Source organism: Sphingobium sp. OAS761, assembly GCF_024168485.1.
GTDB lineage: Bacteria > Pseudomonadota > Alphaproteobacteria > Sphingomonadales > Sphingomonadaceae > Sphingobium.
Genome location: NZ_JALJVY010000003.1, coordinates 272038 through 298670, shown reverse-complemented (window position 1 = coordinate 298670; position 26633 = coordinate 272038). Strand labels below are relative to the sequence as shown.

29 protein-coding genes and 2 riboswitches are annotated in these 26633 nt (G+C 62.7%); of the genes, 26 read left to right on the top strand and 3 right to left on the bottom strand.

The window, feature by feature from the left end:
* Positions 1-2 precede the first annotated feature (2 nt).
* A riboswitch (cobalamin riboswitch) is annotated at positions 3-203 on the bottom strand.
* A 59-nt stretch (positions 204-262) separates the two neighbouring features.
* A riboswitch (cobalamin riboswitch) is annotated at positions 263-454 on the top strand.
* A gap of 204 nt (positions 455-658) precedes the next feature.
* The 20 genes from J3E64_RS05950 (at position 659) to J3E64_RS05855 (ending at position 18830) form a co-directional block, all read left to right on the top strand.
* Positions 659-2581, top strand: a complete 1923-nt coding sequence (locus J3E64_RS05950) for a TonB-dependent siderophore receptor (RefSeq protein ID WP_253340875.1) — start codon at positions 659-661, stop codon at positions 2579-2581.
* Positions 2581-2988: a DUF1636 domain-containing protein gene (locus J3E64_RS05945; protein ID WP_253340873.1), complete on the top strand. Its 408-nt coding sequence runs from the start codon at positions 2581-2583 to the stop codon at positions 2986-2988. The genes J3E64_RS05950 and J3E64_RS05945 overlap by 1 nt, the downstream gene beginning before the upstream one ends.
* Complete coding sequence (gene cobT / locus J3E64_RS05940; protein WP_253340871.1) at positions 2985-4001, top strand: nicotinate-nucleotide--dimethylbenzimidazole phosphoribosyltransferase; 1017 nt, start codon at positions 2985-2987, stop codon at positions 3999-4001. Before J3E64_RS05945 ends, cobT begins: the two co-directional genes overlap by 4 nt.
* Entirely contained in the window at positions 3998-4576 is a 579-nt protein-coding gene (locus tag J3E64_RS05935) for a histidine phosphatase family protein (protein WP_253340869.1), read from the top strand. Before cobT ends, J3E64_RS05935 begins: the two co-directional genes overlap by 4 nt.
* Complete coding sequence (locus J3E64_RS05930) at positions 4573-5286, top strand: adenosylcobinamide-GDP ribazoletransferase (protein ID WP_253340867.1); 714 nt, start codon at positions 4573-4575, stop codon at positions 5284-5286. Before J3E64_RS05935 ends, J3E64_RS05930 begins: the two co-directional genes overlap by 4 nt.
* Positions 5283-6257, top strand: a complete 975-nt coding sequence (locus J3E64_RS05925; protein ID WP_253340866.1) for an aminotransferase class I/II-fold pyridoxal phosphate-dependent enzyme — start codon at positions 5283-5285, stop codon at positions 6255-6257. Before J3E64_RS05930 ends, J3E64_RS05925 begins: the two co-directional genes overlap by 4 nt.
* The gene (gene cbiB, locus J3E64_RS05920; protein WP_253340864.1) at positions 6250-7185 is read left to right on the top strand and encodes an adenosylcobinamide-phosphate synthase CbiB; all 936 of its coding nucleotides are present in this window, start codon (positions 6250-6252) and stop codon (positions 7183-7185) included. The genes J3E64_RS05925 and cbiB overlap by 8 nt, the downstream gene beginning before the upstream one ends.
* Positions 7173-8633, top strand: a complete 1461-nt coding sequence (locus tag J3E64_RS05915) for a cobyric acid synthase (protein WP_253340862.1) — start codon at positions 7173-7175, stop codon at positions 8631-8633. Before cbiB ends, J3E64_RS05915 begins: the two co-directional genes overlap by 13 nt.
* On the top strand, positions 8630-9142 hold the full coding sequence (gene cobU, locus J3E64_RS05910) for a bifunctional adenosylcobinamide kinase/adenosylcobinamide-phosphate guanylyltransferase (protein ID WP_253340860.1): 513 nt from the start codon (positions 8630-8632) through the stop codon (positions 9140-9142). Before J3E64_RS05915 ends, cobU begins: the two co-directional genes overlap by 4 nt.
* Positions 9143-9274: 132 nt before the next feature.
* Positions 9275-9940 carry a TetR/AcrR family transcriptional regulator gene (locus tag J3E64_RS05905; RefSeq protein ID WP_253340858.1) on the top strand — a complete coding sequence of 222 codons (666 nt, stop codon included), beginning with the start codon at positions 9275-9277 and terminating at the stop codon, positions 9938-9940.
* Between the two features lie 109 nt (positions 9941-10049).
* Positions 10050-11213: an amine dehydrogenase large subunit gene (locus J3E64_RS05900; RefSeq protein WP_253340856.1), complete on the top strand. Its 1164-nt coding sequence runs from the start codon at positions 10050-10052 to the stop codon at positions 11211-11213.
* An 8-nt stretch (positions 11214-11221) separates the two neighbouring features.
* A complete protein-coding gene (locus tag J3E64_RS05895; protein WP_253340853.1) occupies positions 11222-11749 on the top strand; it encodes a MauE/DoxX family redox-associated membrane protein in 528 nt (175 codons plus the stop codon).
* Between the two features lie 4 nt (positions 11750-11753).
* Positions 11754-12353: a methylamine utilization protein MauD gene (locus J3E64_RS05890; protein WP_253340852.1), complete on the top strand. Its 600-nt coding sequence runs from the start codon at positions 11754-11756 to the stop codon at positions 12351-12353.
* Positions 12354-12379: 26 nt separating this feature from the next.
* A complete protein-coding gene (gene mauA / locus J3E64_RS05885) occupies positions 12380-12919 on the top strand; it encodes a methylamine dehydrogenase (amicyanin) small subunit (protein WP_253340850.1) in 540 nt (179 codons plus the stop codon).
* Between the two features lie 4 nt (positions 12920-12923).
* On the top strand, positions 12924-13442 hold the full coding sequence (locus J3E64_RS05880; protein ID WP_253340848.1) for a cytochrome C: 519 nt from the start codon (positions 12924-12926) through the stop codon (positions 13440-13442).
* A gap of 252 nt (positions 13443-13694) precedes the next feature.
* Positions 13695-14741: a type III polyketide synthase gene (locus tag J3E64_RS05875; protein WP_253340846.1), complete on the top strand. Its 1047-nt coding sequence runs from the start codon at positions 13695-13697 to the stop codon at positions 14739-14741.
* Between the two features lie 22 nt (positions 14742-14763).
* Positions 14764-15417, top strand: a complete 654-nt coding sequence (locus tag J3E64_RS05870) for a methyltransferase domain-containing protein (protein ID WP_253340844.1) — start codon at positions 14764-14766, stop codon at positions 15415-15417.
* Positions 15414-16475 (top strand): NAD(P)/FAD-dependent oxidoreductase, encoded by a 1062-nt coding sequence (locus tag J3E64_RS05865; RefSeq protein WP_253340842.1) that lies wholly within the window; start codon positions 15414-15416, stop codon positions 16473-16475. The genes J3E64_RS05870 and J3E64_RS05865 overlap by 4 nt, the downstream gene beginning before the upstream one ends.
* A 521-nt stretch (positions 16476-16996) precedes the next feature.
* Positions 16997-17410: a hypothetical protein gene (locus tag J3E64_RS05860; RefSeq protein WP_253340840.1), complete on the top strand. Its 414-nt coding sequence runs from the start codon at positions 16997-16999 to the stop codon at positions 17408-17410.
* A gap of 4 nt (positions 17411-17414) precedes the next feature.
* Positions 17415-18830, top strand: a complete 1416-nt coding sequence (locus J3E64_RS05855; RefSeq protein ID WP_253340838.1) for a relaxase — start codon at positions 17415-17417, stop codon at positions 18828-18830.
* On the opposite strand, the gene J3E64_RS05850 is transcribed toward J3E64_RS05855, so the two are convergent.
* The 3 genes from J3E64_RS05850 to J3E64_RS05840 form a co-directional block, all read right to left on the bottom strand.
* Entirely contained in the window at positions 18827-19234 is a 408-nt protein-coding gene (locus J3E64_RS05850; RefSeq protein WP_253340836.1) for a hypothetical protein, read from the bottom strand. The two genes, J3E64_RS05855 and J3E64_RS05850, sit on opposite strands and share 4 nt — an antisense overlap.
* Before the next feature lie 19 nt (positions 19235-19253).
* Positions 19254-19772, bottom strand: a complete 519-nt coding sequence (locus J3E64_RS05845) for an antirestriction protein ArdA (protein ID WP_253340834.1) — start codon at positions 19770-19772, stop codon at positions 19254-19256.
* Between the two features lie 363 nt (positions 19773-20135).
* On the bottom strand, positions 20136-20873 hold the full coding sequence (locus tag J3E64_RS05840) for a UPF0489 family protein (RefSeq protein WP_253340832.1): 738 nt from the start codon (positions 20871-20873) through the stop codon (positions 20136-20138).
* A gap of 77 nt (positions 20874-20950) precedes the next feature.
* On the opposite strand from J3E64_RS05840, the gene J3E64_RS05835 reads away from it, so the two are divergent.
* Genes J3E64_RS05835 through J3E64_RS05810 form a run of 6 tightly spaced genes read left to right on the top strand, consistent with a single transcriptional unit; the run spans position 20951 to position 26600 of the window.
* Positions 20951-21364: a very short patch repair endonuclease gene (locus tag J3E64_RS05835; protein ID WP_367398601.1), complete on the top strand. Its 414-nt coding sequence runs from the start codon at positions 20951-20953 to the stop codon at positions 21362-21364.
* Between the two features lie 9 nt (positions 21365-21373).
* Positions 21374-22543, top strand: coding sequence for a DNA cytosine methyltransferase (locus tag J3E64_RS05830; RefSeq protein WP_301287137.1), 1170 nt, complete (start codon positions 21374-21376; stop codon positions 22541-22543).
* Positions 22540-23382 carry an Eco29kI family restriction endonuclease gene (locus J3E64_RS05825; RefSeq protein WP_253340828.1) on the top strand — a complete coding sequence of 281 codons (843 nt, stop codon included), beginning with the start codon at positions 22540-22542 and terminating at the stop codon, positions 23380-23382. Before J3E64_RS05830 ends, J3E64_RS05825 begins: the two co-directional genes overlap by 4 nt.
* A gap of 5 nt (positions 23383-23387) precedes the next feature.
* Positions 23388-24464: a hypothetical protein gene (locus J3E64_RS05820; RefSeq protein WP_253340826.1), complete on the top strand. Its 1077-nt coding sequence runs from the start codon at positions 23388-23390 to the stop codon at positions 24462-24464.
* Positions 24465-24512: 48 nt separating this feature from the next.
* A complete protein-coding gene (locus J3E64_RS20795) occupies positions 24513-25616 on the top strand; it encodes a toll/interleukin-1 receptor domain-containing protein (protein WP_253340824.1) in 1104 nt (367 codons plus the stop codon).
* The gene (locus J3E64_RS05810) at positions 25617-26600 is read left to right on the top strand and encodes a hypothetical protein (RefSeq protein ID WP_253340822.1); all 984 of its coding nucleotides are present in this window, start codon (positions 25617-25619) and stop codon (positions 26598-26600) included.
* The last annotated feature ends 33 nt before the right edge of the window (positions 26601-26633 follow it).

The following is a 26633-nucleotide window of genomic DNA, read 5'->3' as shown; positions in this document are numbered from 1 at the left end:
GCGAAGGAACGACGGCATCGGGCCGGTTTCCTGACTTCCGGTTCGCCGCGCGTTTCGCCGCCTTCTCGGGGATTGCCCCCAATGGCATGTGGCGATGCGCTCACCGGTCACAGTTGCGGGAGCAGTGCCGGCCTTGGCGACGTCAGCCGCCGTCCGGACTTCCCGATTAAGCCCTTTCGGGCACCCGATACACCCGCCGCCATAGGGTAGGCCGCCGTGCACCGCAAGCATATTGCGCTTGCACAATGGCAGGCCGCACGATAGTTGCGGCGCCGCGACAGGTTCCCCGAAACGGGATCAAAAGGGAACCGGGTGAAAGACCCGGGCTGCCCCTGCAACTGTAAGCGGCGAGCCGTCCGGCCATCACGCCATTGGGACCGTCATGTCCTGAGAAGGCGGCCGGACCGGCCCAGACCCGCGAGCCAGGAGACCTGCCTGACGCGGTCGTTCTTCATCCGGGCAGGGTGCACCGGGTGTTCGAGGGCCTCGCTCCAGAGCGAGGTCATCCCTCGCGCAACGACAGCCACCGCCTTGCCGGCCAGCGCCGTGCGAGGGGCGAGATGTCGTGCCCGTTCGTTCACGGAAGGGCTGCGCGGACCGTCCCTTCGCGGCGCTGCAACCGGCGGGCATGAGCCGTTTGCATGAAGGGTCCTGTCCCATGCCCCATATGATCCGTTTTTCCGCCGCTCCGGCGCTGCTCCTTACCCTGTCCGTTCCGGCGCAGGCCGACGAGGCGCCCGGCGACGGCATTGTCGTCACCGCATTGCGCACCCCGGTCGCGCAGGACCGTGTGTCGTCCACCGTCACCATCCTCGACCAAGCCGCGATCACCGACGCGCAGCCCGTCGCGCTGACCGACATATTGTTGCGGACACCGGGTATCAGCCTGTCCCGTAACGGCGGCTATGGCATGGCGACGTCGCTGCGCATCCGTGGCGCCGACAGTGGCCAGACCGTGATGGTGCTGGATGGCATGCGTCTTTCCGATCCGTCGTCCACCGCTGGCGGCTTCGGTTTCGCCAATCTCCTGCTCGACGATGCCGAGCGCATCGAGATACTGCGCGGGCCGCAGTCGATCCTGTGGGGCAGCGACGCCATTGGCGGGGTCGTGAACGTTTCCACGCGCAGGCCCGAAAAGCCGCTGGAGGGCAGTTTCGCGGTTGAAGGCGGCACGCACGATAGCTTTTCGGCCCGCGCCGGAGTGGGCGGCACCAGCGCGTCCGTCGACTGGCGGCTGGCGGGGTCGACCTTTACCACCGACGGCATATCGGCGCGTGCGAACGGAACCGAGGCGGACGGCTATCGCCGCAACGCGGCAAGCGGTACCGCGACAGTGCGCCTCGCTCCGAATGTCTCGCTCGACCTGCGGGGATATTATTCGGACGCCCGCAATGATTTCGACGCCTCATCGGGCGATTCGTACAGCTATGGCCTGACCCGCGAATGGTCGGGTTATGCGGGGCTGAACATGGCGCTGCTGGACGGACGCTTCACCAATCGCGTGGCGGTGCTGCAATCCATGACCGACCGGGAGAATTACGACCCCGCGCGCAGCATCCGTCCGCTGACCTTCGACGCCCATGGCCGGGTCCGCCGGATCGAGTATCAGGGCGCCTATCGCTTTTCCGACGCGGTCCAGCTGTTGTTCGGCGCGGAGCGCGAAGATCAGCGGATGACCACCGCCTCGCCTTCCAACAGCACGGATGCCTATGCCCGGACCCCGTACAAGGCCCATACCAGCAGCGTCTACGGCCAGCTCCGCCTGACCCCCGTCGCGGGCCTGACACTCGACGGCGGGCTGCGCTACGACCGTCAATCGCGCTTCGGCGGCAATGTGGTGGCCAGCGGCGGCGCCGTCTATACCCCCAATGACGGCGCGACGATCGTGCGCGCGAACTATAGCGAGGGTTATAAGGCTCCGTCGCTGTATCAGTTGTTCAGCGCCTATGGCGCGGCGAACCTGGGTCCGGAAAAGGCGCGCGGATGGGAAGTGGGCGGGGAGCAGAAGATCGGCGACCTGCTCACAGTGTCCGCGACCTGGTTCGAACGCGATACCGACAATCTGATCAACTTCGCCTACTGTCCGACCGACGGGACGCTGCCCGACATCTGTTATGTGCCGGGCACCACCACCACCCGCTTCGGCTATTATGCGAACATCGACCGCAGCCATGCGCAGGGCATCGAACTTGCCGCCTCGGCACGCTGGTCCATCCTCTTCGCCCAGGCTAATTACAGCTGGATATCGGCGGAGGATCGCACGCCCGCCAGCGGCAATTACGGCCGGCAACTGGCCCGCGTGCCGCGTCATCTGGCCAATGCCGAGGCGGGGTTCCAACTGCCGTCCGGTCTGCGGGCTAGCGTTGCCGCGCGCTATGCCGGCAGGACTTTCGACAGTGCCAGCAGCAACCGGGTGCTGGAAGACTACTGGCTGTTCGACGCCCGGATGCAATGGCCCGTGATCGACGGGCTGACGTTTCAGGCCCGCGTAGAGAATCTGACCGATAAGGATTACCAGACGGCCAATGGCTACGGCTCGCTCGGGCGGACCTTCTATCTCGGCCTCAGGAGCCGGTTCTGATGCTGCGCGCAGTCGGGGCGGGGCCGGCGGTCGTGGTGTGCTCCACCTGCCGCTTCAGCGCGGACGCGCGCGAGGATGAAAGGGGGCGGCGCGGCGGTGCGCTGCTCACCGACACGATGCGCGCGGTGCAGGCGCTGGAACCGGAACTCGCGGTCGTGGCGGTGCAGGACATGCCCTGCCTGTTCGCCTGCGCCCGCCACTGCGCCGTCCATATCCGCGCGCCGGGCAAGATCGGCTATGTGCTGGGGGATTTCCTTCCCGGCGCCGACGCCGCGCGGGCCATATTGGAATATGCCGTCCGCCATGCCGCCAGTGCGGAAGGCGCGGTGCGCTATGCCGACTGGCCGGACGGCGTGAAGGGGCATTTCATCACCCGCACTCCGCCAGAAGGACATGTCTGCACATGATCCGCTTTCCCGATCGGTCGGCCTTTGCCGATGCCCTCGCCGCTCTGCCGGGCCCTGACGCCGATGCTGTGGCATCCGCCCGCGCCCGCCAGGCAGCACTGACCAAGCCGGCCGGTGCGCTGGGGCGGCTGGAGGACATCGCTGTATTCATCGCGGGCTGGCAGCGGACCCAGCGTCCCCTGTTGGATCGGGTGCAAGCGGTCGTCTTCGCCGGCAATCATGGCGTGGCGGCGCGCGGCGTCAGCGCTTTTCCGGTAGAGGTGACCGCGCAAATGGTAGGCAATTTCCAGGCTGGGGGGGCAGCAATCAACGCCCTGGCATGCGCCTGCGGGGCCAGCCTGAGGGTTGTGCCGCTCGACCTGGATCGTCCGACCGGCGATATCGGCCGGGAACCGGCGATGACCGAAGCGGACTGTCTCGCAGCGCTCAACGCCGGCGCGGCGTCCGTCGTGACGGGCACGCATCTGCTGTTCGTTGGCGAAATGGGCATCGGCAACACCACGCCGGCCGCCGCCCTTTGTGCCGCCGCCTTCGGGGGAGATGCTGCGAACTGGTGCGGGCGCGGGTCGGGCATCGACGACGTCGGAGTCGCGCGCAAGGTAGAGGTTGTGGAGCAGGCGCTGGCCTTGCACCGGCCCTGTTGCGCGGACCCGTTCGAGGCGCTGGCTCGCCTTGGCGGGCGGGAAATTGCCGCCATGGCGGGTGCGATCCTGGCCGCCCGCTTGCTGCGCATCCCGGTGCTGCTGGACGGGTTCATCGCCTGTGCCGCGATTGCTCCGCTGGTGGCGGCGCAATGCGGATTTATCGACCATTGTCTCGCCGCGCATTGTTCGGCCGAGGCGGCGCACGGCCGCCTGCTCGCCCATTTTGGGCTGGACCCGCTGCTTCGGCTGGACATGCGCCTGGGGGAAGGCTCGGGCGCGGCGGTCGCGGTCCCGCTTGTGCGATCAGCGCTGGCCGCGCATAACGAAATGGCGACATTTGCCGAAGCCGCCGTGTCGTCCGCGCGATGACCCCGCGCGTCATCCATATGCTGCGGCATGGACCGCCGTTGCGGACCGGCCTGTTACTGGGTCATCTGGACGAACCGCCACGCGTGGCCGATTGTCCGGTGATGCTGCGGCGGGTCCGGACCGTGCCGATCGGCCGGATCGTCAGTTCCGACCTGCTTCGCACCAGCGCGCAGGCGGCATCTCTTGCGCGTCGGCTGAGCGTCCCGCTGCATCACGACCCGCGCTGGCGCGAACTGGATTTCGGTGACTGGGAGGGCCTCTCGCCCGATGACATCGACAATGGCGCGCTGTCGCGTTTCTGGGACGATCCCGACGCATCCCCGCCGCCACGCGGGGAGCGCTGGTTCGATCTGTGTCGACGGGTGCGGTCCGCCCTTGCCGAGGTGGCGGACGGGACGTTGCTCATCACCCATGCCGGCACGGTGCGCGCCGCCCTGTCCGTGCTGACCGGCATCGATCATCGCGGCGTGTGGGCGCTCGACCTGCCCTATCGTGCGCTGGTGTCGGTGCGGATCTGGCCCGGAGAAGCGCTGTCCGGCCAGATCATACGCCTCGAAACGGCCGATCCGGCGTGACCGCTTTGCTCCTTGCCCTCCAACTCCTCACGCGCCTGCCGCTGCCCCGGCTTGCCGCGAGCGATCGCGACATGGCGCGCGCGATCGGCTGGTTTCCGCTTGCCGGCGCAGTTGTCGGCCTGTGCGTCTCGGTCGCCGGACATGCAGGGCTGGGCCATGATCCCTGGGCGGGAGCCCTGGCCGCCCTTCTGGTCTGGGTGGCGATCACGGGCGCGCTTCATCTAGACGGGCTGGGCGACATTGCCGACGCCGCCGGCGCCGCGCATGGTGACCGGACGAAAATATCGGCGGTGCTTGCCGATCCGCATATCGGCAGCTTCGGCGTGACGGCGATCGGCCTGCAACTCATTGCCAAGCTGGTCCTGCTGCGTCTGGCAGTCGGGACAATCCCCCCGGCGGCGCTGATCGCCGTGCCGGTCGCGGCACGGATCGGACCGGTCCTCTGGGCCCTGATCCTGCCGCCGCTGCACCAAGGCATGGGCACCCGCTTTGGCGCCGGTGCGAACCGGGTGGTCTGCCTGATCTGGATGGGCCTGCTGGGCGTTGGCGCATGGTGGATCGACGCCGCATTGCTGCTCGCCGTCCCGGCCATGCTAATCTGGGCGCTGTGGGTTCATCGGCGGATCGGGGGCATTTCGGGCGATGGTCATGGCGCGGGCATCGAACTGGTCGAAACCGCGACTCTGGTGGCGCTGGTCCTGCTGCAATGACGGGGTTCGCGGTTCATGGCGGCCGGATGGAGGAGGCACTGGCGCATTTCGGAGGCGATGCTTCCGGTTGGATAGACCTGTCGACGGGAATCAATCCCTGCCCGTGGCCGGGCGCCCGCGATATCCGTCCGGACTGGCGCGTCTTGCCCGATCCGCACGCCCTGCGGCGTCTGGAGGTGACCGCAGCGGACTTTTTCGGGGTCGACCCCGCCCTGTGCTGCGCCGTTCCGGGCAGCGAGGCAGGTCTGCGAGCGCTCTCCCGCATTCTCAGCCTGCCGGCCCGCTTTCCCGGTTTGACCTATGGAAGCTACGCGCAAGCCTTCGACCGCGCATGCGCCAGTCATGATGGCCCTGCAGTGCAGATCCTGGCCAATCCCAACAATCCTGATGGCCGCCTTTACCCGCGTGAGACGCTGGTCGCCGTGCTGGAGGAGCAGGAACGGGCGGGCGGCTGGCTGCTGGTCGACGAAGCCTTTACCGATTGCCATCCGGATAGCAGCATCGCGGCGCTGGTCGGCGAGAGCCGATCCCTGATCGTCACCCGTTCGTTCGGCAAGTTTTTTGGCCTCGCCGGAGCAAGGCTGGGTTTCGTCCTCGCGCCCCTGTACCTGCTGAGAGAAATAAAACGGATGCTGGGTGATTGGCCCCTCTGTTCCGCCGCACTGGCGTTCGGCAGTGGCGCCTATGCGGACCTTGACTGGATCGGACGGACCCGCATCGCCTTGGGCGAGCGCGCGGCGGCGCTCGACACCGTGCTAGCGCGCCACGGATTGCCGGCCAGGGGAGCCTGTCCGCTGTTCCGGCTGACGGACGCGGGATCGGCGGATTTGTTCGCCATTCTCGCCCGCGCGCATATATTGACGCGTCCCTTCGCCGCGCAGCCCGATGTGCTGCGTTTTGGGCTGCCCGCCGACGCGGCCGCCCTGGCACGGCTGGACGATGCGCTAAGCGCATGGTCGGCGCATGATTGAGGCCGCCGCCCTGACCGCGCTGGCGCTCGATGCCGCTATAGGCTGGCCGGGCTGGTTGTATCGGCGGGTGGGGCATCCCGTAGGCTGCTTCGCGCAGCTGATCGCTGCCGGCGAGCGACGCTGGAATCGCACGGATTATGCCGACCTCACCCGGCGCTACCTTGGGTCGATCGCCATGCTGGCGCTGCTGATCGTCAGCGGCGGCATCGGCCTTATGTGCGAATATGCCGCTCGCATGCTTGCCGGGCCGTGGGCGTGGCTGCCGATCGCCTTCGCCGCCTGGCCGGGGCTGGCGCAACGAAGCCTTCATGCCCATTTCCAACCTGTGCGAAGGGCACTGATGCGGAACGACCTGCCGGCGGCGCGAACCGCCGTGGCCAAGATCGTGGGGCGCGATACCGACAGGCTCGACGCGCGCGGCGTGGCGCGCGCCGCGATCGAAAGCCTGGCGGAAAGCTTTTGCGACGGCGTGATCGCGCCGCTTTTCTGGCTGATGCTGCTCGGTCTGCCGGGCCTCTGGATGTACAAGGCGATCAACACCGCCGACAGCCTGATCGGTCATCCCGAGGAACCCTTGCGTGCCTATGGCTGGGCCGCAGCGCGCATCGACGACGGGGCGAATTTCATTCCTGCGCGGTTGAGTGCGATCCTGCTATGCCTTGCCGGCATGGGCGGTTGGCGCGTCGCCTGGCGCGACCATGGCAGCCATGCGTCGCCCAATGCCGGTTGGCCCGAAGCGGCGATGGCCGGTGCGCTCCACATTCGCCTTGCCGGCCCGGTGCAATATGATGGGCAGGTGTCGCCCAAGGCATGGATCGGTAGCGGGGCTGACCCGGACGGCGACGCGATGGACCGGGCGGGGCGCGTATATCTGCGTGCCTGCGCACTGGCCTGGATAGGGGTGGGAGGCGTGGCATGGCTGGCCTGATGGTGCAGGGAACCGGATCGGACGTCGGCAAGTCGGTGCTGGTCGCCGGCCTGTGTCGTGCCCTGTCGAACCGGGGGCTGACTGTCCTACCTTTCAAGCCGCAGAACATGTCCAACAATGCCGCGGTCACCGCCGACGGAGGCGAAATCGGGCGGGCACAGGCGCTTCAGGCGCTTGCGGCCCGGGCCGAACCGCATACCGACATGAACCCCGTCCTGCTCAAGCCCCAGGCCGATCGGACATCCCAGATCATCGTCCACGGCATGGTGCGCGGTACGTTGGGCGCGGCCAATTTCCGTCAGGATCGCGGGGCGTTGATGAAAGAGGTGCTGGAAAGCTGGCATCGACTTTCGGGGCGATGCGATCTGGTGATCGTGGAAGGCGCGGGATCGCCGGCCGAAATCAACCTGCGGGCGGGGGACATCGCCAATATGGGTTTCGCGCGCGCCGTCGACATACCGGTGGTGCTGGTCGGCGATATCGACCGGGGCGGGGTGATCGCGGCGCTGGCAGGTACGCGGGCGGTGCTCGACGCTGCCGACGCCGCGATGATCCGGGGCTTCATCATCAACAAGTTCCGGGGCGATCCCGCATTGTTCGAGGACGGCTATGCCGCCGTGGAGCGGCTGACCGGCTGGCGCGGCTTCGGTGTCGTGCCGTGGCTGGAGGCTGTGGCCCGCCTGCCCAGCGAGGACGCCGTCATTCTGGAACGTGGCATGGCCAGTCGGAATGGCAAGGCCATTGTCGCCTGCCCGATGCTGCCGCGCATCGCCAATTTCGACGACCTCGACCCGCTGCGCGCGGAAGGCGGCGTGCAGGTGGCGATGGTTCCTCCGGGCGAGCCGATCCCGTCCGACGCCGCGCTGATCGTCCTTCCGGGATCGAAGGCAACGATCGCCGACATGGCCTTCTTGCGGGCGCAGGGGTGGGACATCGACATCCTTGGCCATCACCGTCGGGGCGGGGCGATCCTTGGCATTTGCGCTGGATATCAGATGCTCGGCCGTCGCATCGCCGATCCGCTCGGGATCGAAGGACCACCGGGAGAGACGACGGGACTGGGCCTGTTGCACCATGAGACGGTGCTGGGTCCGCGAAAGACGCTGAGGCACATATCGGGTATCGCGCTGGATGCCCGGTTCGACGGCTATGAGATGCACATGGGCGAGACATCCGGGCCGCCGAAGGACCGCCCGTTCGCAATGCTGGACGGCGAGCGGCCCGATGGCGGCCTGTCGTCGGACGGCCTGGTCATGGGCACCTATTGTCATGGCCTGCTCTCGTCGGGCGGGCTGCGCGCGGCGCTGCTCGGCCGCATCGGGATGCGCGGCAACCGGCGTGATCACGGCGCGCTGGTCGATGCCGCGCTGGACGATCTGGCGGCGGGGCTGGAGGCTCATCTGGACCTTGACGGGTTGCTCGCACTGGCCGGGCGGGCAGGCGCGTGAACCGGTTGTTCGTCCTGGGGGGCGCGCGATCGGGAAAGAGTCGCCACGCCCAGACGCGGATCGAGGCGCTGCCCGGGCGACTGGCCTTCATCGCCACTGCGCAGGCATTCGACGCGGAAATGGCCGAACGCATCGCCCGGCATCGTGCGGATCGCGGCCCACGTTGGACGGTGCTGGACGCGCCCATCGACCTGCCGGCCGCTATCGACAGGGCCGGGCGGTCCGCCGACGCCGTGCTGGTCGACTGCCTTACCTTGTGGCTTTCCAACCTGATCCTGGCCGACCATGACGTGGAGGCGATGATCCGTGACCTTGTTGCCGTGGTGCGCGAATGCCCGGTTCCCGTCGCGCTCGTGGCGAACGAGGTCGGCCTGGGTATCGTGCCGGACAATGCGCTGGCGCGCCGGTTTCGCGATGAGGCTGGACGGTGCAACCAGGCTGTTGCCGCCGTGGCCGAAGAAGTCGTCTTCATTGCCGCCGGCCTGCCTCTCATCCTGAAAGACGCGTGATCCCAACCCGGCAAGCGGCGCATGCCTCCGTTCCGGACCAGATTTACCCTGCCCAGTTAAGGATACCGAACGCCAAGGGTGGCCGATGGCATCTGTGTCTGCTATTGGATGGGCATAAGATATGTGAAACGAATGACTAAGACGGATTCCCCTACCCGGCCGGGCATTTATATCCGCGGCACCGAAACGGTCGACGCCATATTGAAGGCCGCGCTCGACGTGCTCATAGACGAAGGTGCGGAAGGCTTCACCATTCGCCGGATCGCCACGCGATGCGACATGAAAGTGGGCAATGTCAGCTATCATTTCCCCCGCAAGGAAATGCTGATCCAGATCCTTCTGGACGAACTGGTCAACACATATGGAAAGTTGCTGGAGAACGTCGCCAGTCGCGCCGATCTTTCCCCCGACGACCGGTTGAAGCAGGTGATCATCCTGTGCCTTGACGACATCGGGTCGAAGCGGACGACCCGCCTTTTTACCGAGCTGTGGGCGCTGGCCAACCATAATGAAGCGGTCGCCGAACGGGTGGGCGCCTTCTACGCACAGGTGCATGGCGTGATCGGAGATTGCGTCGCGGCAATCAATCCCGGCCTGCCTGCCGACGATGTGCAGTCCGTGGCCCTTTTCATCAGCGCGTCGATGGAAGGCGCCACCCCGTTTCTGGGACACGGCAAGCCCTGGGCGCACAAGCGGCCGGCCTTCACCGCGCTGGCGGTCCAGTCGCTGATCGCCCTGGCGCACAATGCCTCGTCGCACGACATCGCCGAACTGGCGCGGGAAGTCGAACCGGCCTGATTTTCTCGCGGCGCACAGGAAATTTGTGCCGACCCGTTTCAGGCTCTTGACCAATCCTTGACATATGTCCAACCTCGCTTGCGCAGCAGGCAACAGGGGACAAGCCAGCATGTCGCGCACCGTCCGCAGCATTTTCGCCGCCGGCCTGGCCATTGTGTTCGCCACCGCCGCAGCCGCCGCCCAGACTCCTCCTCCGGCAGAGGTGGAGGCGGAAATATCCGACACGATGACCCTGCCGTCGCCGGTTCCGACATGGTTCTTCGTCGACGGCGGATGGGACATGCCGGGGACCAGCATATTCGACGGCGAAACCGGCAAGATGAAGGGGATGGTCGAAACCCGCCGCCTGGCGGACATGGCGATCGATCCCAACGGCCGATATTATTATGTTTCGGAAACGATCTGGTCCAAGGTCGACCGCGGCACGCGGCAGGACATGGTGTCGGTCTATGACAGCAAGACGCTGAATCTCGTCACCGAAATTGCTCTGCCCGGCCGCATCCTCATCGGATCGCGCAAAAATAACTTCATCGTCAGCGACGATGGCCGGTTCGGTTACATATATGATTTCAGTCCGACCTCCGCGGTCAATGTCGTCGACCTGAGCAAGCGCAAGTTCGTGACGGCGGTCGAGCTCCCCGGCTGTGCCAGCCTGATTCCCAATCCCGGCGTGGGCTTTTCCGCCCTGTGCTCGGACGGATCGCTCGCCACCGTGGCGGTCAGGGGGGCGAAGGCCGACATCACGCATACCGCTCCCTTCTTCGCCGCGAGTGACGACCCGATCTTCGACAATTTCGCCTATGATCGGGCGAAGAAGGAAAGCGTTTTCCTGACCTATACGGGGCAGATCTACACGGCGAAGATCGGCCCGACGCCAACGGTGTCGGCGCCTTTCTCGATCCAGGCGGCGGCGGGTATCCGCCCTGGCGAAACCAAGCCGCTGGAACTCAACTGGTATCCGGGCGGACGTCAGCCGCTTGCGCTGCACCGCGCGACCGGCCAGCTTTTCGTTCTGATGCACATGGGCGAATATTGGTCGCACAAGGCGTCCGGATCGGAATTGTGGCAGGTGGACCTCGCCACGCAGAAAGTCGTGAAGCGATTCGTGCTGAAAGAAGCGATGAACAACGTCGAAGTGACGCAGACCGACAAGCCGTTGCTGTTCCTGAATGACGAAAAGGGCGATGGCGTTATTCTGGATGCGGCCACGGGCGAGGAGAAGCACAAGATCGAAAATGCCGGCGGCGGCATCATCTCCGTACCGGCATCATGAGCGGGATATTGCCTGCCCTGCTCGCGGTCGCCGGGCGGACGGCGACCATCGGCATCGGCATCGTCTTTCTCGCGGCGGCGACGGCGCAATGGCGGCACCGGGCAATGATGCCGGGCATTATCGCCAATTACAGACTGCTGCCCGTCGCCATGGTGCCGGTCGCCGCGCTGCTGCTGCCACTTGCTGAACTGTTGACCGGCGCAGCTCTTGCCGCTGGCCTGCGCCCCTTCGCGCCGATCGCGGGCATCGCCCTGCTGCTGCTGTTCGCCGCTGCGATGGCGATCAACATCCGGCGCGGCCGCGATCATATCGATTGCGGCTGCGGCCATGGCGCGCTGGCGCATCCCATCGGGGCGGGACTGGTCGTGCGCAACATGGTGCTTGCCGCTTTGCTCGCGCCCGCGCTGGCACCGGCGCCGGCCCTCGGCGCGACCGACCTTCTGACCGCTACGGCCGGCGGCATAGCGATAGCGCTGCTGGTCTGGCTGTCCCAGTCCATCGTCGCCCTTGCCACCTCACCGCTCCATCGGAGATAGTTTCATGCTGACCGCGCTTCTTGTCTCGCAGATGCTTTCCTGGGCGGTCATCCTGGCCATGGGCGTCGCGCTGCTTGCGCTGGCGCGCCAGGTCGGCGTGCTGCACATCCGCGTCGCTCCGGCCGGCGCGCTGTCGCCGGCCAGCGGCCCGGCGGTAGGGTCGGTCACCGCCCCTATCCACGCCCGAACGCTCGACGGGCAGTCTGTGATGATCGGTGGCGCCGCACCGGGCGCGCTCCGCCTGCTGCTTTTCGTGTCCGCCCAATGTCCTTTGTGCAAGGCGGTGATACCCATGGCGACCAGCTTTGCGCGGGCGGAACGGGTGACGCTGACTTTTGTGGGCGACGACGCGGAGGACGCGCAACGCGCGATGATCGCGCAGCACGGGCTGGAAGGCTATGGTTTCGTCAACGGGCCTGACGTGGGGCAGGCGTTCGGCGTCGCCAAGCTGCCCTTCGCCGTGATGCTGGACGCGGACGGGACGATCCTTTCCAAGGGGCTGGTCAACAGCCGCGAACATCTCGAAAGCCTCATCGTCGCGCATGAAATGGGCGTGCGTACGGTGCAGGATTATATCGGCGGGCTGAAGGCGCAGGCGGCCTGAACGCAATGCACAGCAAGGGGCAAGTCATGATGGGATTCGACGCCATGGGGGAAAAGCTGCTGCGGCGCTTTGCCGGGGGCAGTTCACGCCGTTCCCTGTTGTCGCGCCTGGGTGCCGCGCTGGTCGCCGCGCCGGTGTTCCCGCTGCTGCCGGTCAGCCGCGCCGAAGCGGCCAAGCCCGACCGGTCGCCCGAAGCAAAGACCGCATTCGCCCGATCGGCCCAGACGAAGGATGACGGGAAGTGCGATTATTGGCGCTATTGCGCGATCGACGGGGCGCTGTGCACCTGTTGCGGCGGCGGCATCCACAGTTGCCCGCCCGGTTCCGAACCCTCGCCGGTGTCATGGGTCGGCACCTGCATCAATCCCGACGACGGCAAGGCCTATCTGATCGCTTATCGCGATTGCTGCGGCAAGCCGACCTGCGGTCAGTGCTTCTGCGACAATACCGACCGCGAGACACAGCTTTACGTGCCGCAACTCAACAATGACGTCATCTGGTGCTTCGGTACCAGCAGCATGGACTATCATTGCTCCACCGCCGTGATGGTCGGCGCGGCGAGCTAGCGCCATGTCGTCGATGGGACGACGGGCACTGGCCGCGTCCGCACTGCTGTTGGGCACCGCCGCCGTTCGTGCTGCCCTGCCGCCGCTCGGCACCGTGCCCGATAGCCTCGCCGATCCCGTGCAGGCACGCGCCGACTATGTCGAACAATGCGGCGGCTGCCATGGTGTGGGGGGTAGCACGGCGCCTGCCCGTTTGCCCGAACTGCGCGGGCGGGTCGGCTGGTTCCTGTGCACTCCGCAGGCCCGCGCCTATCTCATCCGCCTGCCCAATGTCGCGCACAGCCGGGTTACCGATAATCAGCAGCTTGCGGACCTCATGAACTTCGTCGTGTTCGCCCTTGGCGGAGACAGCGCACCACGCAACGCGCGGCCATTTACCGCCGACGAGATAGAGCGCGAACGGCGCCATGCGCTGACCTCCACATCGCTGAAGGCCGAACGCGCGCGCCATGTCGAGGACGCTATCCGCCAGTGCCATGCTCCGACGTCCCTGCGATTGCTTTACCCCGGCCAGTCTGGCTAGTGATCCGGTTCTGACATTCGATACCATTCGAGGCCAAGTCTCCTCGAATGTCAAAACCAATCCACCATGTCTGTGTACCGGCCCTACCCCATACTGCTGCGCAAATCGATCCGCCACGAAGCCTGTACAGCTTCACTTGTGGCCATACTCCCTTTGTCAGCGGGAGCGACGGCGGGGCGCGTGGGAGTTGACCGTTGTGGAACGATGGCCAATCGAAACGGTTGACTGATCGAAACCAGGATTTCCAGCAAAATGACGGCAATAATTAACCGGCTTGCTACCGCTGTTCCGGATTGCGATTTTGAACAGGATTACCGTGCTTGGGCCATGCGCCAGCTGGAAGGGCGACGCGACGCAAAGCTATTTGCCCGCATGGCCGAGCGCTCGGGAATCGACCATCGATGGTCGGTGCTGTCGGAAAGGGATGCCAGGCTCGACGAAGGAGATGGCTTCTATTCGGCCGAGGCCCCTTCGACCGCGCAAAGGATGACAATCTATGCCGAGGAGGCGCCCAAGCTTGCCCTGGCAGCGATCAAGAAGCTGGGGGAACTCGGCCCGATCACGCATTTCATAGTGGCCAGTTGCACGGGCTTCGTCGCCCCGGGGATCGATCAGATCATCGCGCGTCGATTGGGTCTTGCCGATGATGTGGAGCGTGTTTTGATAGGTTTCATGGGGTGCTACGCGGCCGTCACTGCATTGCGGACAGCACGCCATATCGTTCGTTCCCAACCCCACTCCCGCGTGCTGGTGGTGACGGTGGAATTGTCGACCCTGCATCATCAGCAGACTGTCGATATCGAGCCGTTGCTGGCGGGCGCGCAATTCGGCGACGGTGCGGCCGCGGCGATCGTCAGCGGCAGCGGCGAGGGGCTTTCGATCGGAACCGGAATAACTGCGGCGCTGGAGGAAAGCGACGAACTCATCACCTGGCAAATCGGCGACACAGGCTTCAAGATGCGGCTTTCGGGCAAAGTGCCGGGCCGGATCAGTCTCGCGCTTAAGCGTGACGACGTACGCAAACGCGTGCTCAGTGACGGTGACAAGCCCGCGGTCTATGCCGTGCATGCGGGTGGCCGCTCTATTCTTGACGCGGTCGCTGAAGGGCTCGAACTGGACGAGCATAGCCTCGATCATTCGCGTGCGGTGCTCCGCGAATTCGGCAACATGTCCTCGTCCACGCTGATGTTTGTCCTCGAACGGTTCATGCGAGATCGGCCGGAAAGCGGCGTCGCGCTGGCTTTCGGGCCGGGGCTCGCGATGGAAGGTTTCCGCTTCGGGTGGCGCGATGCTCGCTGAAAGAGCTCAAGCCGATGAAATCATGGACGATCCTGCGCTCGACGCGGAGGTCTATGCTGCGGTCCTGGGCGATTTGGCAAAGGTCAATACGATAACCGGCGCGCGTCGTCCGACGCTGGACTTTCTAGGACGGGCGATCGGGCGACGAGTTGAATTCTCGCTGCTGGATGTCGGTTTCGGTGACGGCGACATGCTGCGCGCTATAGTGCGTTGGGCGCGGGAACGGGGCAAGTCGGCGCGGCTGGTGGGCATCGACCTCAATCCACGCAGCGAGCCAATCGCCAGGGCCAAAACGCGAATCGGCGAGTCGATCGAATATCGCACCGGGGATTACGCCGACTTGGCCGGTAAAGGCTTTGACTGCGTTATATCCAGCCTCGTCGCACATCACATGACCCGCCAGCAGCTGGTGGCCTTCGTGCGCTTCATGGAAAGCCAGGCCACTGAGGGCTGGTACGTCAACGATTTGCACCGGCATGGCGTTGCCTATGTCGGCTATCCGATACTGGCCCGAATGGCGGGCTGGCACCCGATCGTGCGGCAGGATGGGCGACTATCGATAGCACGTTCCTATCGACCGGAGGAATGGACGCCCATTCTCGCCGAAGCGGGCGTCGAGGCTGCGAGGGTCGAGCGCCGTTTCCCTTTCCGATTGTGCGTCGAGCGCCTTAAATGACTCGCCCGATCGTGCTGGGCGCGGGCCCTGCCGGAAGCATGGCGGCCCTGATGCTGGCCGAAGGCGGGTCCGAGCCGATTCTGATCGATCGCGATGCCGAAGTGGGCGATGCGATTTGCGGTGGATTCCTGAGTTGGCGCACCGTCGAGGGATTGCGGCAACTGGGCTGCGATCCAGCGGCACTTGGCGCCATGCCGGTAACGCGGCTTCGGCTTTTTGCCAAGCGGCGCACGGCGGAAGCTGCGTTGCCTGAAAAGGCGTATGGCCTCTCCCGCCATGGTCTCGACAGCGCGCTTCGGCAACTCGCAATCGCCAAAGGAGCACGACTGGAAATTGATCGCGCACGAAGCGTCGCGCCGGGCATTATCGAAGGCGAGCGCCGACGCTGGGAGAGCCCTGCGATCTTTTTGGCCACGGGCAAGCATGATGTACGCGGGGAAAGGCGTCCGCGCGACATGGTCAACCCGGCGCTCGGCGTCCGCGTTCGCCTGCCCCCTTCGGCAGAACTCGAACGGCTGATCGGCGCCGCGATCGAATTGCATCTGTTTCCCGGCGGCTATGCCGGCATCGTGCTACAGGAAGGCGGCAGCGCCAACGTCTGTCTCGCGCTGCGCAAGTCCGCGCTGGCCGATGCGGGTGGTGACCCGTGGGAAATGTTGCAGGCGGTGGGGCGGGAAAATCCGCATTTCGCGTGCCGCATGGCTTGCGCAGAAGCGCCGCTGTCAGTCGATACGATCGGCGCGATTCCCTACGGATGGATTGCGCAGGAAACCGAAGAAGGTGTGTATCGCCTGGGTGATCAGGCCGCTGTCATCCCATCCCTTGCGGGGGAAGGAATGGCCATCGCGCTCGCTAGTGGAAAGGCGGCGGCGCAAAGCTACCTGAAAGGAGTAGGCGCACCGCAATACCAGCGCAGCTTCGCAAAGCGCGCCGCGCGACCGGTGGGTGTCGCGAGCCTGCTCTGGCATATTGCCGAAACCCCAAGCGGCGCCCTTGCCATGACGCTCGCTTCGCGAATTTGTGCCGGACTGGCGATGCGACTGAGCCGAATCCATTGATCCTTCATGCGCACGCAATGTCTAACGGGTGGTGAGGCGTAGGAACAAGGGCCGCGGCGCGCCCGAGGGCAAGCGCAAAGCTTGGATGCACGACGGGCGATCTGCTGACACATTGGCCGCCGCCCGATACATGCGTGAACTCGCGTGGCTGTTGTAACCTTGATCAACTGCTTGCAGGAGGAGCAACTGCCGGAACGGCATAACCAAGCTCTGCTTGGAAAGTCCTCAAAACCCAAAGGTTGCCCCAATAATACATTGTCAAACCATCTGTTTTGAATGCTTCGTTTGAAGCGGCCAGCCGGCTAATCCCCTGATTTGGTCTGCACGGTTTGCAAATGTGTTCCGGCGGCATTGTGAGGCTGAGCGCCTAGCGCCTGGTCTACCGGGGATCGGCTAAAGTAATGGCAATTGGCGGGCAGGGAGGGAGAGACTCTAAACTCCATATTTGCCGACCTCGCCCATTGCGAAGCTCTCCTTGGTGCGCTGAAGACTAACAGAAATGATCCTGAGGGGCCAAGCATATGACGGCTTCTCTCCACAGCCAATTTGGCCCGGCTGCAAAGCCGCGTGAACGCCGTAAAGCGCCGCCCCGCCCGATTTCGATCCGCGTGACCGCCGAGGAACGGGCGCATTTGGAGCGGGAAGCGGGCGGCCAGACGCTGAGCGCCTTCGTCCGCTCCCGCATTTTCGATAAATCGGGGATCACTCGCCGGAAGGGCCAGCGCCCAGAGCTGGATCAAGTGGCGCTGGCGCGCATTCTGGCCCTGCTGGGCCAGTCGGGCATCAAGCAAAACCTGACCGCCATCGTCGAAGCGATCCGAACCGGCACACTGGAAGCAGGACCGGAATTGCGCGGCGCACTGGAGCAGGCCGCCGTCGATGTCATGCTGATGCGGCACGATCTGATCCGGGCGCTCGGGGTGAAACCGGAATAGCGCCATGATCCTCGTCGGCAACCAGCGCGGCGGCGCGAAGGATTTGGCGCTGCATCTGCTCAAGGAAGAGAATGACCATGTGCAGGTCCATGAACTGCGGGGCTTCGCCTCCGACAATCTGCACTCGGCCCTCAATGAAAGCTATGCGATCAGCCGGGGAACGCGCTGCAAGCAGCATCTGTTCTCGCTCAGCATCAACCCGCCGATAGATCAGCAGGTCAGCACCGAAGAGTTTGAGCGGACGATTGCCCGAGCGGAAGAACGACTCGGCCTTACCGGCCAGCCGCGCGCCATCGTGTTCCACGAGAAGGAAGGGCGCAGACATGCCCATGCAGTCTGGAGCCGGATCAAGGCCGATGAAATGAAGGCGGTCCAGCTCTCGCACACGAAATTCAAACTCGTCGATCTGTCACGCGAACTCTATCTTGAGCATGGCTGGAAAATGCCTCGGGGCATGATGCGCAGTTCCGAGCGGGACATGCGCAATTTCTCCCTTGAAGAATGGCAGCAGGCGAAGCGCTCGAACACCGACCCCAACAGCGTGCGCGAAGCGATCAGCGAATGCTGGGCGGTCAGCGACTCCCGCGCCGCCTTCGCGCAGGCGCTGGAATCGCGTGGCTTCAAGCTCGCGCGCGGGGATCGTCGCGGCTATGTCGCGGTCGATATGCACGGCAATCCCTTCGCCGTCGCCAAATATGCCGGAACCAGAACCAAGGACGTGCGCGCCCGCCTTGGTCTGGAAGATGACCAACTGCCCAGCGTCGAACAATGCAGGCAGCAATTTTCGGCGGACATCGCCGCACGCCTCAAGGAGTTGCGATCCGAGGAAGAACGCAAGGCAGCGCAAGAACGCGAACGGCGCGATGCCGAACGCAAGGCGCTGGTCGAACGCCAGCGGGTCGAGCGAATGCGCCAGGCCGATGCGATCAAGCAGCGCTGGGACAGGGAGACCGCCGAGCGGCAACAGCGATTCAATCGCGGCATTCGAGGGCTGATCGACAGGATTTCGGGGCGCTATGGTCGGGTGCGCGATCAGAACATCGCGGAAGCCTATCAGGCCCTGATGCGCGACCGCCGCGAAAAGGATGCGGTCATCTTCCGCCATCTGGAAGAGCGGCGGTCGCTTGATGGGCAAAGGCGCGACGCGCTGCGCGCGATCCGCGAGCGCCAGAAAGAATTGGATGCCGATATTCAACGCCGCGCCCCGCCAACCGATCCGGTTCGCGAAGCGGTGCGCGACCGCACGGCTCCGAGCCGTGCGCCGCCCGCCGCGCCCATGCCGGAGTGGCCTTCGGCGCAGCAACTGCGTGAAACGCTATCGGATCGTGAGGCGCGCCGAGCGGAGTTTCGCGCCAAGCGGGGTGAGCAGTCCGCCGAGCGCCAGCGTTCGCGCGGCCCGCGCCGGGATTTGGATCGTTAGAAGTCGAACAGATCGCGCTGCTTGTCGAGTAGAACCGCCAATGTCCGCAAATGCGCCAGATCATTGAAAAGGTGGTTGTGCTTGAGGCTGACGGACTGGTGCACCCCGGCGCAACGCGGCCCTTCTTCGTGCGGGTGATTGGCGCGATGGCGATGCAGCGCCCGCACGACCTCGCGATAGCGCGACAGATCGGCGCGGTAATCCGCAAGCGCCTTGATCCTCGCGGATCGCAGCGCTTGGGATCGCTTCGGCTCCGGCAATGCGTCCATACGGGCAATTTCTGATGCGAGATAGCCGCCATAGCCGCGTTGCTGGACCTCCGCCATGATCTGGTGGGGATATGGTGGTTTACCGCCGAGCACATAATACCAAGGATGACCGGCGCTATAGCCGCGCTCGCCCACTGCTTTTTCATCTTCCATCTCACACCCCCGCAAAGACATAGATGTGATCTTGGCTGGTCTGGATGGTGAACAGGTCGCCGCTCATTTCCGCGTCGCGGGCCATGGCTTGCCAGTCAATATAGTAGCGTAGGGCTTCGGGAATTGCGGTGCAGTCCTCGGTCAGTTCCTGCACATAATCGGCAAGGCTGGCATATGCCCCGTGATAGCGATCCTCCAGCGCTTCCCGCGCTTCGCCGACCTCGCCATAATGGCCGATCAGTTCCGCGCCGAGCTTGCCATGCTCCGCGATGAAGGCCGCGATCTCCGCTACGCCATCGATCCCGGCATATTCTTCGATGTGAACGCCTTCGAAGCCTTCATGGTCATGGATGGCCCATTCTTCCGCGTCCGGTATAGGTGACGATACCAGCATGGCGCGGATGTCGTCGTATATGGTCCATGGCTCGCGGTCGGCATCGATCCACCGGCCATGCAGAATTCCGTTGTTGTAGGCGGCGAGGCAGGCGACATAGATTCTGATTTCGGATTTGTTCTCCATCTTCTTTTCCTTGAGGTTCGGGTTGCACATGCAACCCGTTGCCCTCCGGCGAGGATGGGGTGTGCCGGACGCAAGGAGGCTCCGAACGAGGGTCCGCGACCCAAGGTACGCAGGGGCGTGGAGACGTTTGGATGCCTTGCGGCTGCGAGGGGCGAAGCCCCTTCAGGCCAGCAAAAAACAACCGCCGAGATGACGGCGGTCAATTATATGCATCAGCGATCGTCACCCGAACGGGCTGAGACGCTACGGCGGCTCAGTGGCCAACGCCATAGAGCGCGCCCGGATGCCCACAATTTTCGCCGTTTCTGGGGAAGAAGTATGAAATCACTGGGCTGACATGGGTTTATCTTGCCTGATGGCGGCTCATATATCGGGATGGCCCGCTCCCAAAATCTTGAAAATCTTTCGGCTCAATTCAAGGCATTCTTCCCAACCCGGCGTGAAGTTTGATGGTGTGAGACATATCGTGACGACGGCAACGAGGTTTGCATCGAGAGCGGCCTTCATCTTGGTGAATACAGTTTCAATATACTCGTCTGAGTATATCGGAATCCATGTTTCCTCGTCGGTTTCCGCGAGGGGTGTCGGACAGAAAAAGTAATCGAGATCGACATTTATAATCCAGGGTGAATGCGCGGATTGAAGCCAGTAGAAAAGGTTTTCAGGAAGCTCGTCCGCGCGTGGCCGGATGCAATGTGAATGCTCAGGTGCATCGCCGTTATCATGATCCACGCTGCGGATGATCTCGACCTGCTTCCCGAAGGCAGCCAGATGGATTGAAAGATAATTGTCCCACCTGAACAGCGGCACCGTGTCGCATTGCAGAGCGACCTGTGCGGCAAGGTAATCGGTGATCGAAAGCCCGCGCAGATCCGGCATCGCTGTAAGGTGAGGCTCAAGATTCGCGCCAAGGCAATCCGTATGGCGATCTATATGAAGGATCGAATGGGGTGCGTCATACAGATCAACTTCCTGTTGCCAGCACCACAATGCTGCACGGTGATTGTCCATCAAGTAGATATTACTATCGCGCCATAACAGGTTCTGGTTTATCGCACCGGAATAGCCTTTGCCCTGAAACGGAATTAGATGATCTGTCATACGCCCAACATATCCGATTGCTTCGAGCCGGGATAGGTAGGCGTGGCATTCAGGCCGCACTCGTCTAAATATGGGATATGGACACGCTTTCACCAGAGCAGCGAACCGAGCGCATGCGCCTTGTGCGCGGCAAGGACACCGGCCCAGAACGGACGGTACGCCGTCTCGTCCATCGGCTTGGTTTCCGATACCGGCTCCATGATCGATCCCTGCCAGGGTCGCCGGATCTCGTTTTTCGCTCCCGGCGTAAAGTCATTTTTGTGCATGGTTGCTTCTGGCATCGCCATCCCGACCCAGCCTGCAAGCTCGCCCGCCTACCGAAATCACGCCTTGATTTTTGGCTTCCGAAGCTGACAGCTAACAGGGAGCGTGATGATAGGGTGCTGGAGGCTCTAAGGGAGCAGGGTTGGCAAAGTCTGGTTGTCTGGGAATGCGAATCCCGCCATATTGAACAATTAGTGAACAAAGTGAGAGCCTTCCTTGAGGCGTAAGGGGTTAACATGCGGGCAATAGAGCTTTTCGCGGGAGCGGGCGGTCTCGGAATGGGCATTAGCGAGGCGGGCTTCAAGCCCGCGCGGATCGTGGAGTGGGACCGCTGGTGCTGCGATACGATTCGCGAAAACCGAGCTGCGGGCGTGGCGAGCGTGGCGAAGTGGCCGAAGCCCATCGAGGGTGACATCCGCGACATCGATTTCAGCGGCTTCGAGGGTAAGATGGAACTGGTCAGCGGCGGCCCGCCCTGCCAGCCTTTTTCCCTTGGCGGAAAGCATCGCGCTCATGATGACGAGCGCGATATGTGGTCGGAGGCTGTGCGTGTCGTGCGGGAAGTGCGTCCGAAAGCCTTTGTGTTCGAAAACGTGAAGGGGCTTACCCGCGCCTCGTTCGCCACATACCTTTCTTACATCGTCCACCAACTCAGTCATCCCGAGATCAAGCGGCGGCGCGGCGAAGATTGGTCCGATCACATGGCGCGGCTGGAGCGGCATCATACTTCGGGCGCGCATCGCACGGACGGGCTGGAATACAACGTCGTTTATCGCGTTTTGAATGCAGCCGATTACGGCGTTCCGCAGCGCCGCGAGCGCGTGGTATTCGTTGGGTTCCGAAACGATCTCGGTATTGAATGGGCATTCCCGCGCGAGACGCACTCGCTTGATGCGCTGCTCTGGGAACAATGCCATTCCGGCGATTATTGGGATCGTCACAAGGTGGCGAAGCGCCATCGCCCCGATTTACGCCTCCACAGGCGTGGGCTGTCACTACTGGAAGCGCCTGCTGAATTGCCTTGGCGCACGGTGAGGGACGCTATTGGCGATCTTCCCGACCCCGAACGTGATCCGATCGCTGCGGCGAGAAGGCATAATCACAGATTTCAGCCTGGTGCACGTTCCTATGTGGGCCACACGGGGAGTCCGCTGGACGAACCGGCCAAAACATTGAAGGCTGGTGTGCATGGCGTTCCTGGGGGCGAGAACATGCTTTGCTACCCAGATGGCAGCGTACGGTATTTCACGGTGCGTGAAAGCGCGCGTTTGCAGACTTTTCCGGATAGTTATCGCATGCATGGTTCTTGGTCGGAGTGCATGCGCCAGCTCGGAAACGCGGTTCCCGTGAAGCTGGCCAAGGTCGTCGCCGAAAACGTGGCGCGCCATCTGCGGGAAGCGGCATGAGCAAGAAGCCGACGACCCTTTCCGCCGAAACAATCGCTGTTGCGGAACTTCGCCAGACGCTGGACAAGCTGACCAAACAGGCGGGAGCGGCGGAACTGCCAACCCGCAAGCGCCGTGCGCTTGAGGCGGAAATTCGCTTGGTCATTGATGAGTTGGCGACATTCCTGAACCGTCTCGACCCCGTTCGACAGCCAACGTCCGTATTCGATCCGAGTAATCCCAAGGTCGTCGGGCGTTTTGTGTCGCTGGCTCTGGTGGCGCAAGAACGGCATCCGCTAGCGGAAATTCCGCAATTCTATGGGTCCGGTGTTTATGCGATCTATTATCGCGGACCATTCGAACTTTACGCGCCGCTAAGCGCGACAGAGACTCCGATCTATGTGGGGCAGGCCGCGCCCACGGTTAACAATGCCCGCACACCGATGGAGCAGGGCGCGCGTTTGTGCGCCCGTCTGGCCGATCACAGAAAGAACATTGGCAAAGCGAGCGGAACGCTTGACCTCAATGACTTCGAGTTTCGTTCGCTGGTCGTGCAGAGTGGCTGGGAAACAGCCGCCGAAGATTACCTCATTCATCTTTTCCGTCCGATCTGGAATAGCGAAACGGATATTCTCTACGGCCTTGGCAAGCATGGGGACTCCGCCACCACGCGCGCGAACAAGCGCTCGCCTTGGGATACGCTGCATCCGGGAAGAAGCTGGGCGGCAGATAGCGCCGAAGATGCCCGATCGGTGGCGCGGATTGAGTCCGATTTGGAAAAGCACTTTCAGGCCCATCCTACTTTCGCCGATCTTGAAAGCGTGCTCGCCAGCTTTCTTGAGGAATTGCGACAAGTGTAGCCATCATGAATCAGCCCGACCGGAAACAGCCACCGCGTGTCGTTCATCTGCTAGGCGGCTTACGCGCGATTGATGTCCGCGCTGAACAGATTGTCGTCCAAATTGCGCCTAACCTACCTGTGCTGGCGATTAAGACACCTGAATATGCGCATCTGTATGCCGTCTTAAGTCGACTCAACCTCACTCCAATTGGTGTAGAGTTCCCGCACGCGCTGACGATGGAAGGCCGTATGCCACCGGATTGGCAGGCATTCTTCCCCGGCATGGGTTTTCGACTAATGGATGAGCGCAATGCGTGGTCGAACATTCGCCACAGCGCTTCACGCGATGGTGAACATGCCATTCGCCTCGTTGCCTCGAAATGTGTGACCTATCTCGACCTACTCAACATCCGGCTGCTGCAATTAAGTGCGGCGTACAGTCGGACACTCCGGGCACAGATGTTTGATGGTAAAAAGCCGCCCGGCTTTTTCAGCAACGGATACATGCGTGAGGTCGATGCCGCCGTCCACGCCTTCCTGTCAGATGCTGGGTCGTTCCGTGATCTGGTCGCGGAAATCGTCTGGCGCTTCGTGCTCATGGAACCCGGCCAGGTGACGACGCTTGCCACATTCTTGAAGAAGGCGAAGGGAAGCGGGCTGCTGTTGGTGAAGGAGATGCTAGAGGCGGGCAAGGATGGTGGCTGGCTCCATTCATTTTCGGAGCTACGCAACAACATCGTTCATGTTGCGCCGGTGGGGCGTTCTCAGACGTTTCATTACTGCGAGGTGCGGGAGATCGCCGTAGGCGCAGATGGCAAAGTTCCGGCGCTTCACTACGCAGTCCTCGGCAAGGATGGTTGCATCTGGCAGGACGCGGGAGAAGATACGGATTTCAACGACGAGGCGGCCATTAAGGCAGCGCTGGAGCAATACCGCGCGTACTTCGCCGATAGCATCGACGGCTTGGGTTTTGCGGTGCAGACTATTGAGCGCATGATGGCTCTGTTGACCCAAGTGCGCGCGGCGACGGGATTCAAAGGAGAAATGATGACGATCACCGATGCTGATATCATTGGTGAAGTCAAGGTAACACGGCGATAGGTGCGGTCTTGGTTCTTATGTCGTATCATATCGGTTTGGGAGAATAGAGTGGTCCGTGTACTGGCAGTTGGGTTGGAGCAAGGCGACTTCACCATTGATGGTGTCGAGATCGACACATTAGGACTGTGCCGGGCAGAGGTCGATGAGGAGAGGGCCGCTTTTCCACTCTACGAGTATGACGTTATTATAATCAATCCGCATAGTTTTTCTCACTTTCTGTTCGGCAGAGAAGGCCAATATTCAGGTTCGGACACTGAGCTTCGACAATTGAAGGCCGAGCGTGACCTTTACGACATCGATAGCGTATTTGATGCAATGGAACGAGAAGCAGAAATGGTCGCCGCGATTGAACGTGGTGCTACCGTCATTTGGTGCCTCTCGCCGTCTCGTCGCCAGAATATGTTTGGATATCGGGTAACGTGGATGGGCTACTGCGCACCCGCCGTGGCGCGCGCGGTTGATGAAAGCGAGTGCACATTCAAGAAGGGGCGAACAATTGCTGAGATTGACCCTGATGTGAGATTTCGTCCCACTCTCGAACTGTTGGGTAAAACCAGTTGGAATATGTGCCTGTCCGCGCCCGTCGCATCCATCGCAAGCTTCGCCTCTACGCCGGATGGTTCCAGCCTTGGCGGCCGGTTTGAGGTTGATGGCACCAAAGGATGGCTCATCACGCCCCCAACATCTGTCGATGCAGCGCGTCAATTGATTATCGATGCTGTTGCGGTCGAGCGGCAAGATCCAGCGCGGGCGCAATATCATGGCCTGTTTCTCAGTCATACTGGCGCTGACAAACCCTTTGTCCGGCGACTGCGTAATGATCTGATGGCGCGTGGTGTCCCGGTTTGGCTCGACGAGGCCGAAATTCAGGTAGGTGACTCGCTCACGGACAAGATTGCAGAAGGCATGAAACTCAGCCGGTTCATCGCCGTAATCTTATCCGCCAAATCTGTTGTCGCACCTTGGGTGCGTAAAGAGCTGGACATCGCAATCAACGAGGAAATTGATCGTGGTGAGGTAGTCGTGCTGCCCTTGCTCTACGAGCGCTGTGAACTGCCCGCTTTCCTACGCGGTAAGTTGTATGCGGATTTTACGACAGAGGAAGGCTATGTGGACGAAATGGAGCGGCTCCTTCGTCGCCTGCGCATTTGAATGGTAGAACCCCCGAATGATATAGAGCGCCTAATTCAGGATGTGCTTGCCGAACTTGGGTTTGATGCTGATCCTGCCGAAGTCGCGCGGCGTGTGCGCAGGCTCAATTACGGCTTGCCCGCAGAAGACGAATTTTCCGTGATATGCGCATGGCTGGGACGAGTCTCGCTGCTTCACAAACTTGACCAGCAGCAAACCCCAATCGCGTCCAAAGCCGAATTTCAGGTGCCTGACATTCTCGTGTCCTTTGCATCTGCCGGTCCTTTTCTGGTTGAAATCAAGGTGTGCAATGACAGGACCTTATCCTTCAAGCCTGACTATCATGCCCGTCTTACGCGGTATGCTAGCCTGCTAGGTCTGCCGTTGTTGATCGCATGGAAATTTCATTCTCTCTGGACGCTCTTTGATGTCGGGCATCTGACGCTTGCGCGAAGAAACTTCAACATCACCCACAATGAAGCAATGCGACAAAATCTGCTGGGCGCGCTAGCCGGAGATGTCGCCTTCAAGCTGGCGGAAGGCTCTGGTGTTCACCTCGATCTGGCAAAGGAAGAATTGATCGAAACAACGCCCACCGAAGACGGATTTACAGAGGAGGTGTGGCAAATGCGAGTAAGCAACGTTTCTTTCACAGGCCGGGGTGGAGAAGTCCGCGACGACCTTGATATTGAAACCACGCAGCTTCTGACCACATGGGACTTGGAATCCACGGAAGAGCATTTCCCCACCCATGTCCGCCAAAGCTTCACGGTTGGGGCCGACGGGATCGAGTTTGCGCACAGGGCGTTGGTTAGATTACTGGATTGGGAAAGCGGCGCGAAAGACCGCGCGAGTTGGCGAAATGTCCTGCGTTCCACTGAGATCACGCGCAGCATCGCTCACTTCGGCACGGCATTGGAACGTGGACTAACCGAGGGGGTCGTATCGCACATATTTCGGCAGCAGCCGGTCACTACTCCTGACTTTCTTTTGGAGGCAGACTGATCTTCAACCGACAAAGATGCAGCGCGCTATGCG

What these genes read in the sequence shown, in the direction of transcription:
- J3E64_RS05950 (WP_253340875.1), top strand. Translation starts at nt 659, where the DNA reads ATGCCCCATATGATCCGTTTTTCCGCCGCTCCGGCGCTGCTCCTTACC.
- J3E64_RS05945 (WP_253340873.1), top strand. Translation starts at nt 2,581, where the DNA reads ATGCTGCGCGCAGTCGGGGCGGGGCCGGCGGTCGTGGTGTGCTCCACC.
- cobT (WP_253340871.1), top strand. Translation starts at nt 2,985, where the DNA reads ATGATCCGCTTTCCCGATCGGTCGGCCTTTGCCGATGCCCTCGCCGCT.
- J3E64_RS05935 (WP_253340869.1), top strand. Translation starts at nt 3,998, where the DNA reads ATGACCCCGCGCGTCATCCATATGCTGCGGCATGGACCGCCGTTGCGG.
- J3E64_RS05925 (WP_253340866.1), top strand. Translation starts at nt 5,283, where the DNA reads ATGACGGGGTTCGCGGTTCATGGCGGCCGGATGGAGGAGGCACTGGCG.
- cbiB (WP_253340864.1), top strand. Translation starts at nt 6,250, where the DNA reads ATGATTGAGGCCGCCGCCCTGACCGCGCTGGCGCTCGATGCCGCTATA.
- J3E64_RS05915 (WP_253340862.1), top strand. Translation starts at nt 7,173, where the DNA reads ATGGCTGGCCTGATGGTGCAGGGAACCGGATCGGACGTCGGCAAGTCG.
- J3E64_RS05905 (WP_253340858.1), top strand. Translation starts at nt 9,275, where the DNA reads ATGACTAAGACGGATTCCCCTACCCGGCCGGGCATTTATATCCGCGGC.
- J3E64_RS05900 (WP_253340856.1), top strand. Translation starts at nt 10,050, where the DNA reads ATGTCGCGCACCGTCCGCAGCATTTTCGCCGCCGGCCTGGCCATTGTG.
- J3E64_RS05890 (WP_253340852.1), top strand. Translation starts at nt 11,754, where the DNA reads ATGCTGACCGCGCTTCTTGTCTCGCAGATGCTTTCCTGGGCGGTCATC.
- mauA (WP_253340850.1), top strand. Translation starts at nt 12,380, where the DNA reads ATGATGGGATTCGACGCCATGGGGGAAAAGCTGCTGCGGCGCTTTGCC.
- J3E64_RS05880 (WP_253340848.1), top strand. Translation starts at nt 12,924, where the DNA reads ATGTCGTCGATGGGACGACGGGCACTGGCCGCGTCCGCACTGCTGTTG.
- J3E64_RS05875 (WP_253340846.1), top strand. Translation starts at nt 13,695, where the DNA reads ATGACGGCAATAATTAACCGGCTTGCTACCGCTGTTCCGGATTGCGAT.
- J3E64_RS05870 (WP_253340844.1), top strand. Translation starts at nt 14,764, where the DNA reads ATGGACGATCCTGCGCTCGACGCGGAGGTCTATGCTGCGGTCCTGGGC.
- J3E64_RS05865 (WP_253340842.1), top strand. Translation starts at nt 15,414, where the DNA reads ATGACTCGCCCGATCGTGCTGGGCGCGGGCCCTGCCGGAAGCATGGCG.
- J3E64_RS05860 (WP_253340840.1), top strand. Translation starts at nt 16,997, where the DNA reads ATGACGGCTTCTCTCCACAGCCAATTTGGCCCGGCTGCAAAGCCGCGT.
- J3E64_RS05855 (WP_253340838.1), top strand. Translation starts at nt 17,415, where the DNA reads ATGATCCTCGTCGGCAACCAGCGCGGCGGCGCGAAGGATTTGGCGCTG.
- J3E64_RS05845 (WP_253340834.1), bottom strand. Translation starts at nt 19,772, where the DNA reads ATGGAGAACAAATCCGAAATCAGAATCTATGTCGCCTGCCTCGCCGCC.
- J3E64_RS05840 (WP_253340832.1), bottom strand. Translation starts at nt 20,873, where the DNA reads ATGACAGATCATCTAATTCCGTTTCAGGGCAAAGGCTATTCCGGTGCG.
- J3E64_RS05835 (WP_367398601.1), top strand. Translation starts at nt 20,951, where the DNA reads ATGGACACGCTTTCACCAGAGCAGCGAACCGAGCGCATGCGCCTTGTG.
- J3E64_RS05830 (WP_301287137.1), top strand. Translation starts at nt 21,374, where the DNA reads ATGCGGGCAATAGAGCTTTTCGCGGGAGCGGGCGGTCTCGGAATGGGC.
- J3E64_RS05825 (WP_253340828.1), top strand. Translation starts at nt 22,540, where the DNA reads ATGAGCAAGAAGCCGACGACCCTTTCCGCCGAAACAATCGCTGTTGCG.
- J3E64_RS05820 (WP_253340826.1), top strand. Translation starts at nt 23,388, where the DNA reads ATGAATCAGCCCGACCGGAAACAGCCACCGCGTGTCGTTCATCTGCTA.
- J3E64_RS05810 (WP_253340822.1), top strand. Translation starts at nt 25,617, where the DNA reads ATGGTAGAACCCCCGAATGATATAGAGCGCCTAATTCAGGATGTGCTT.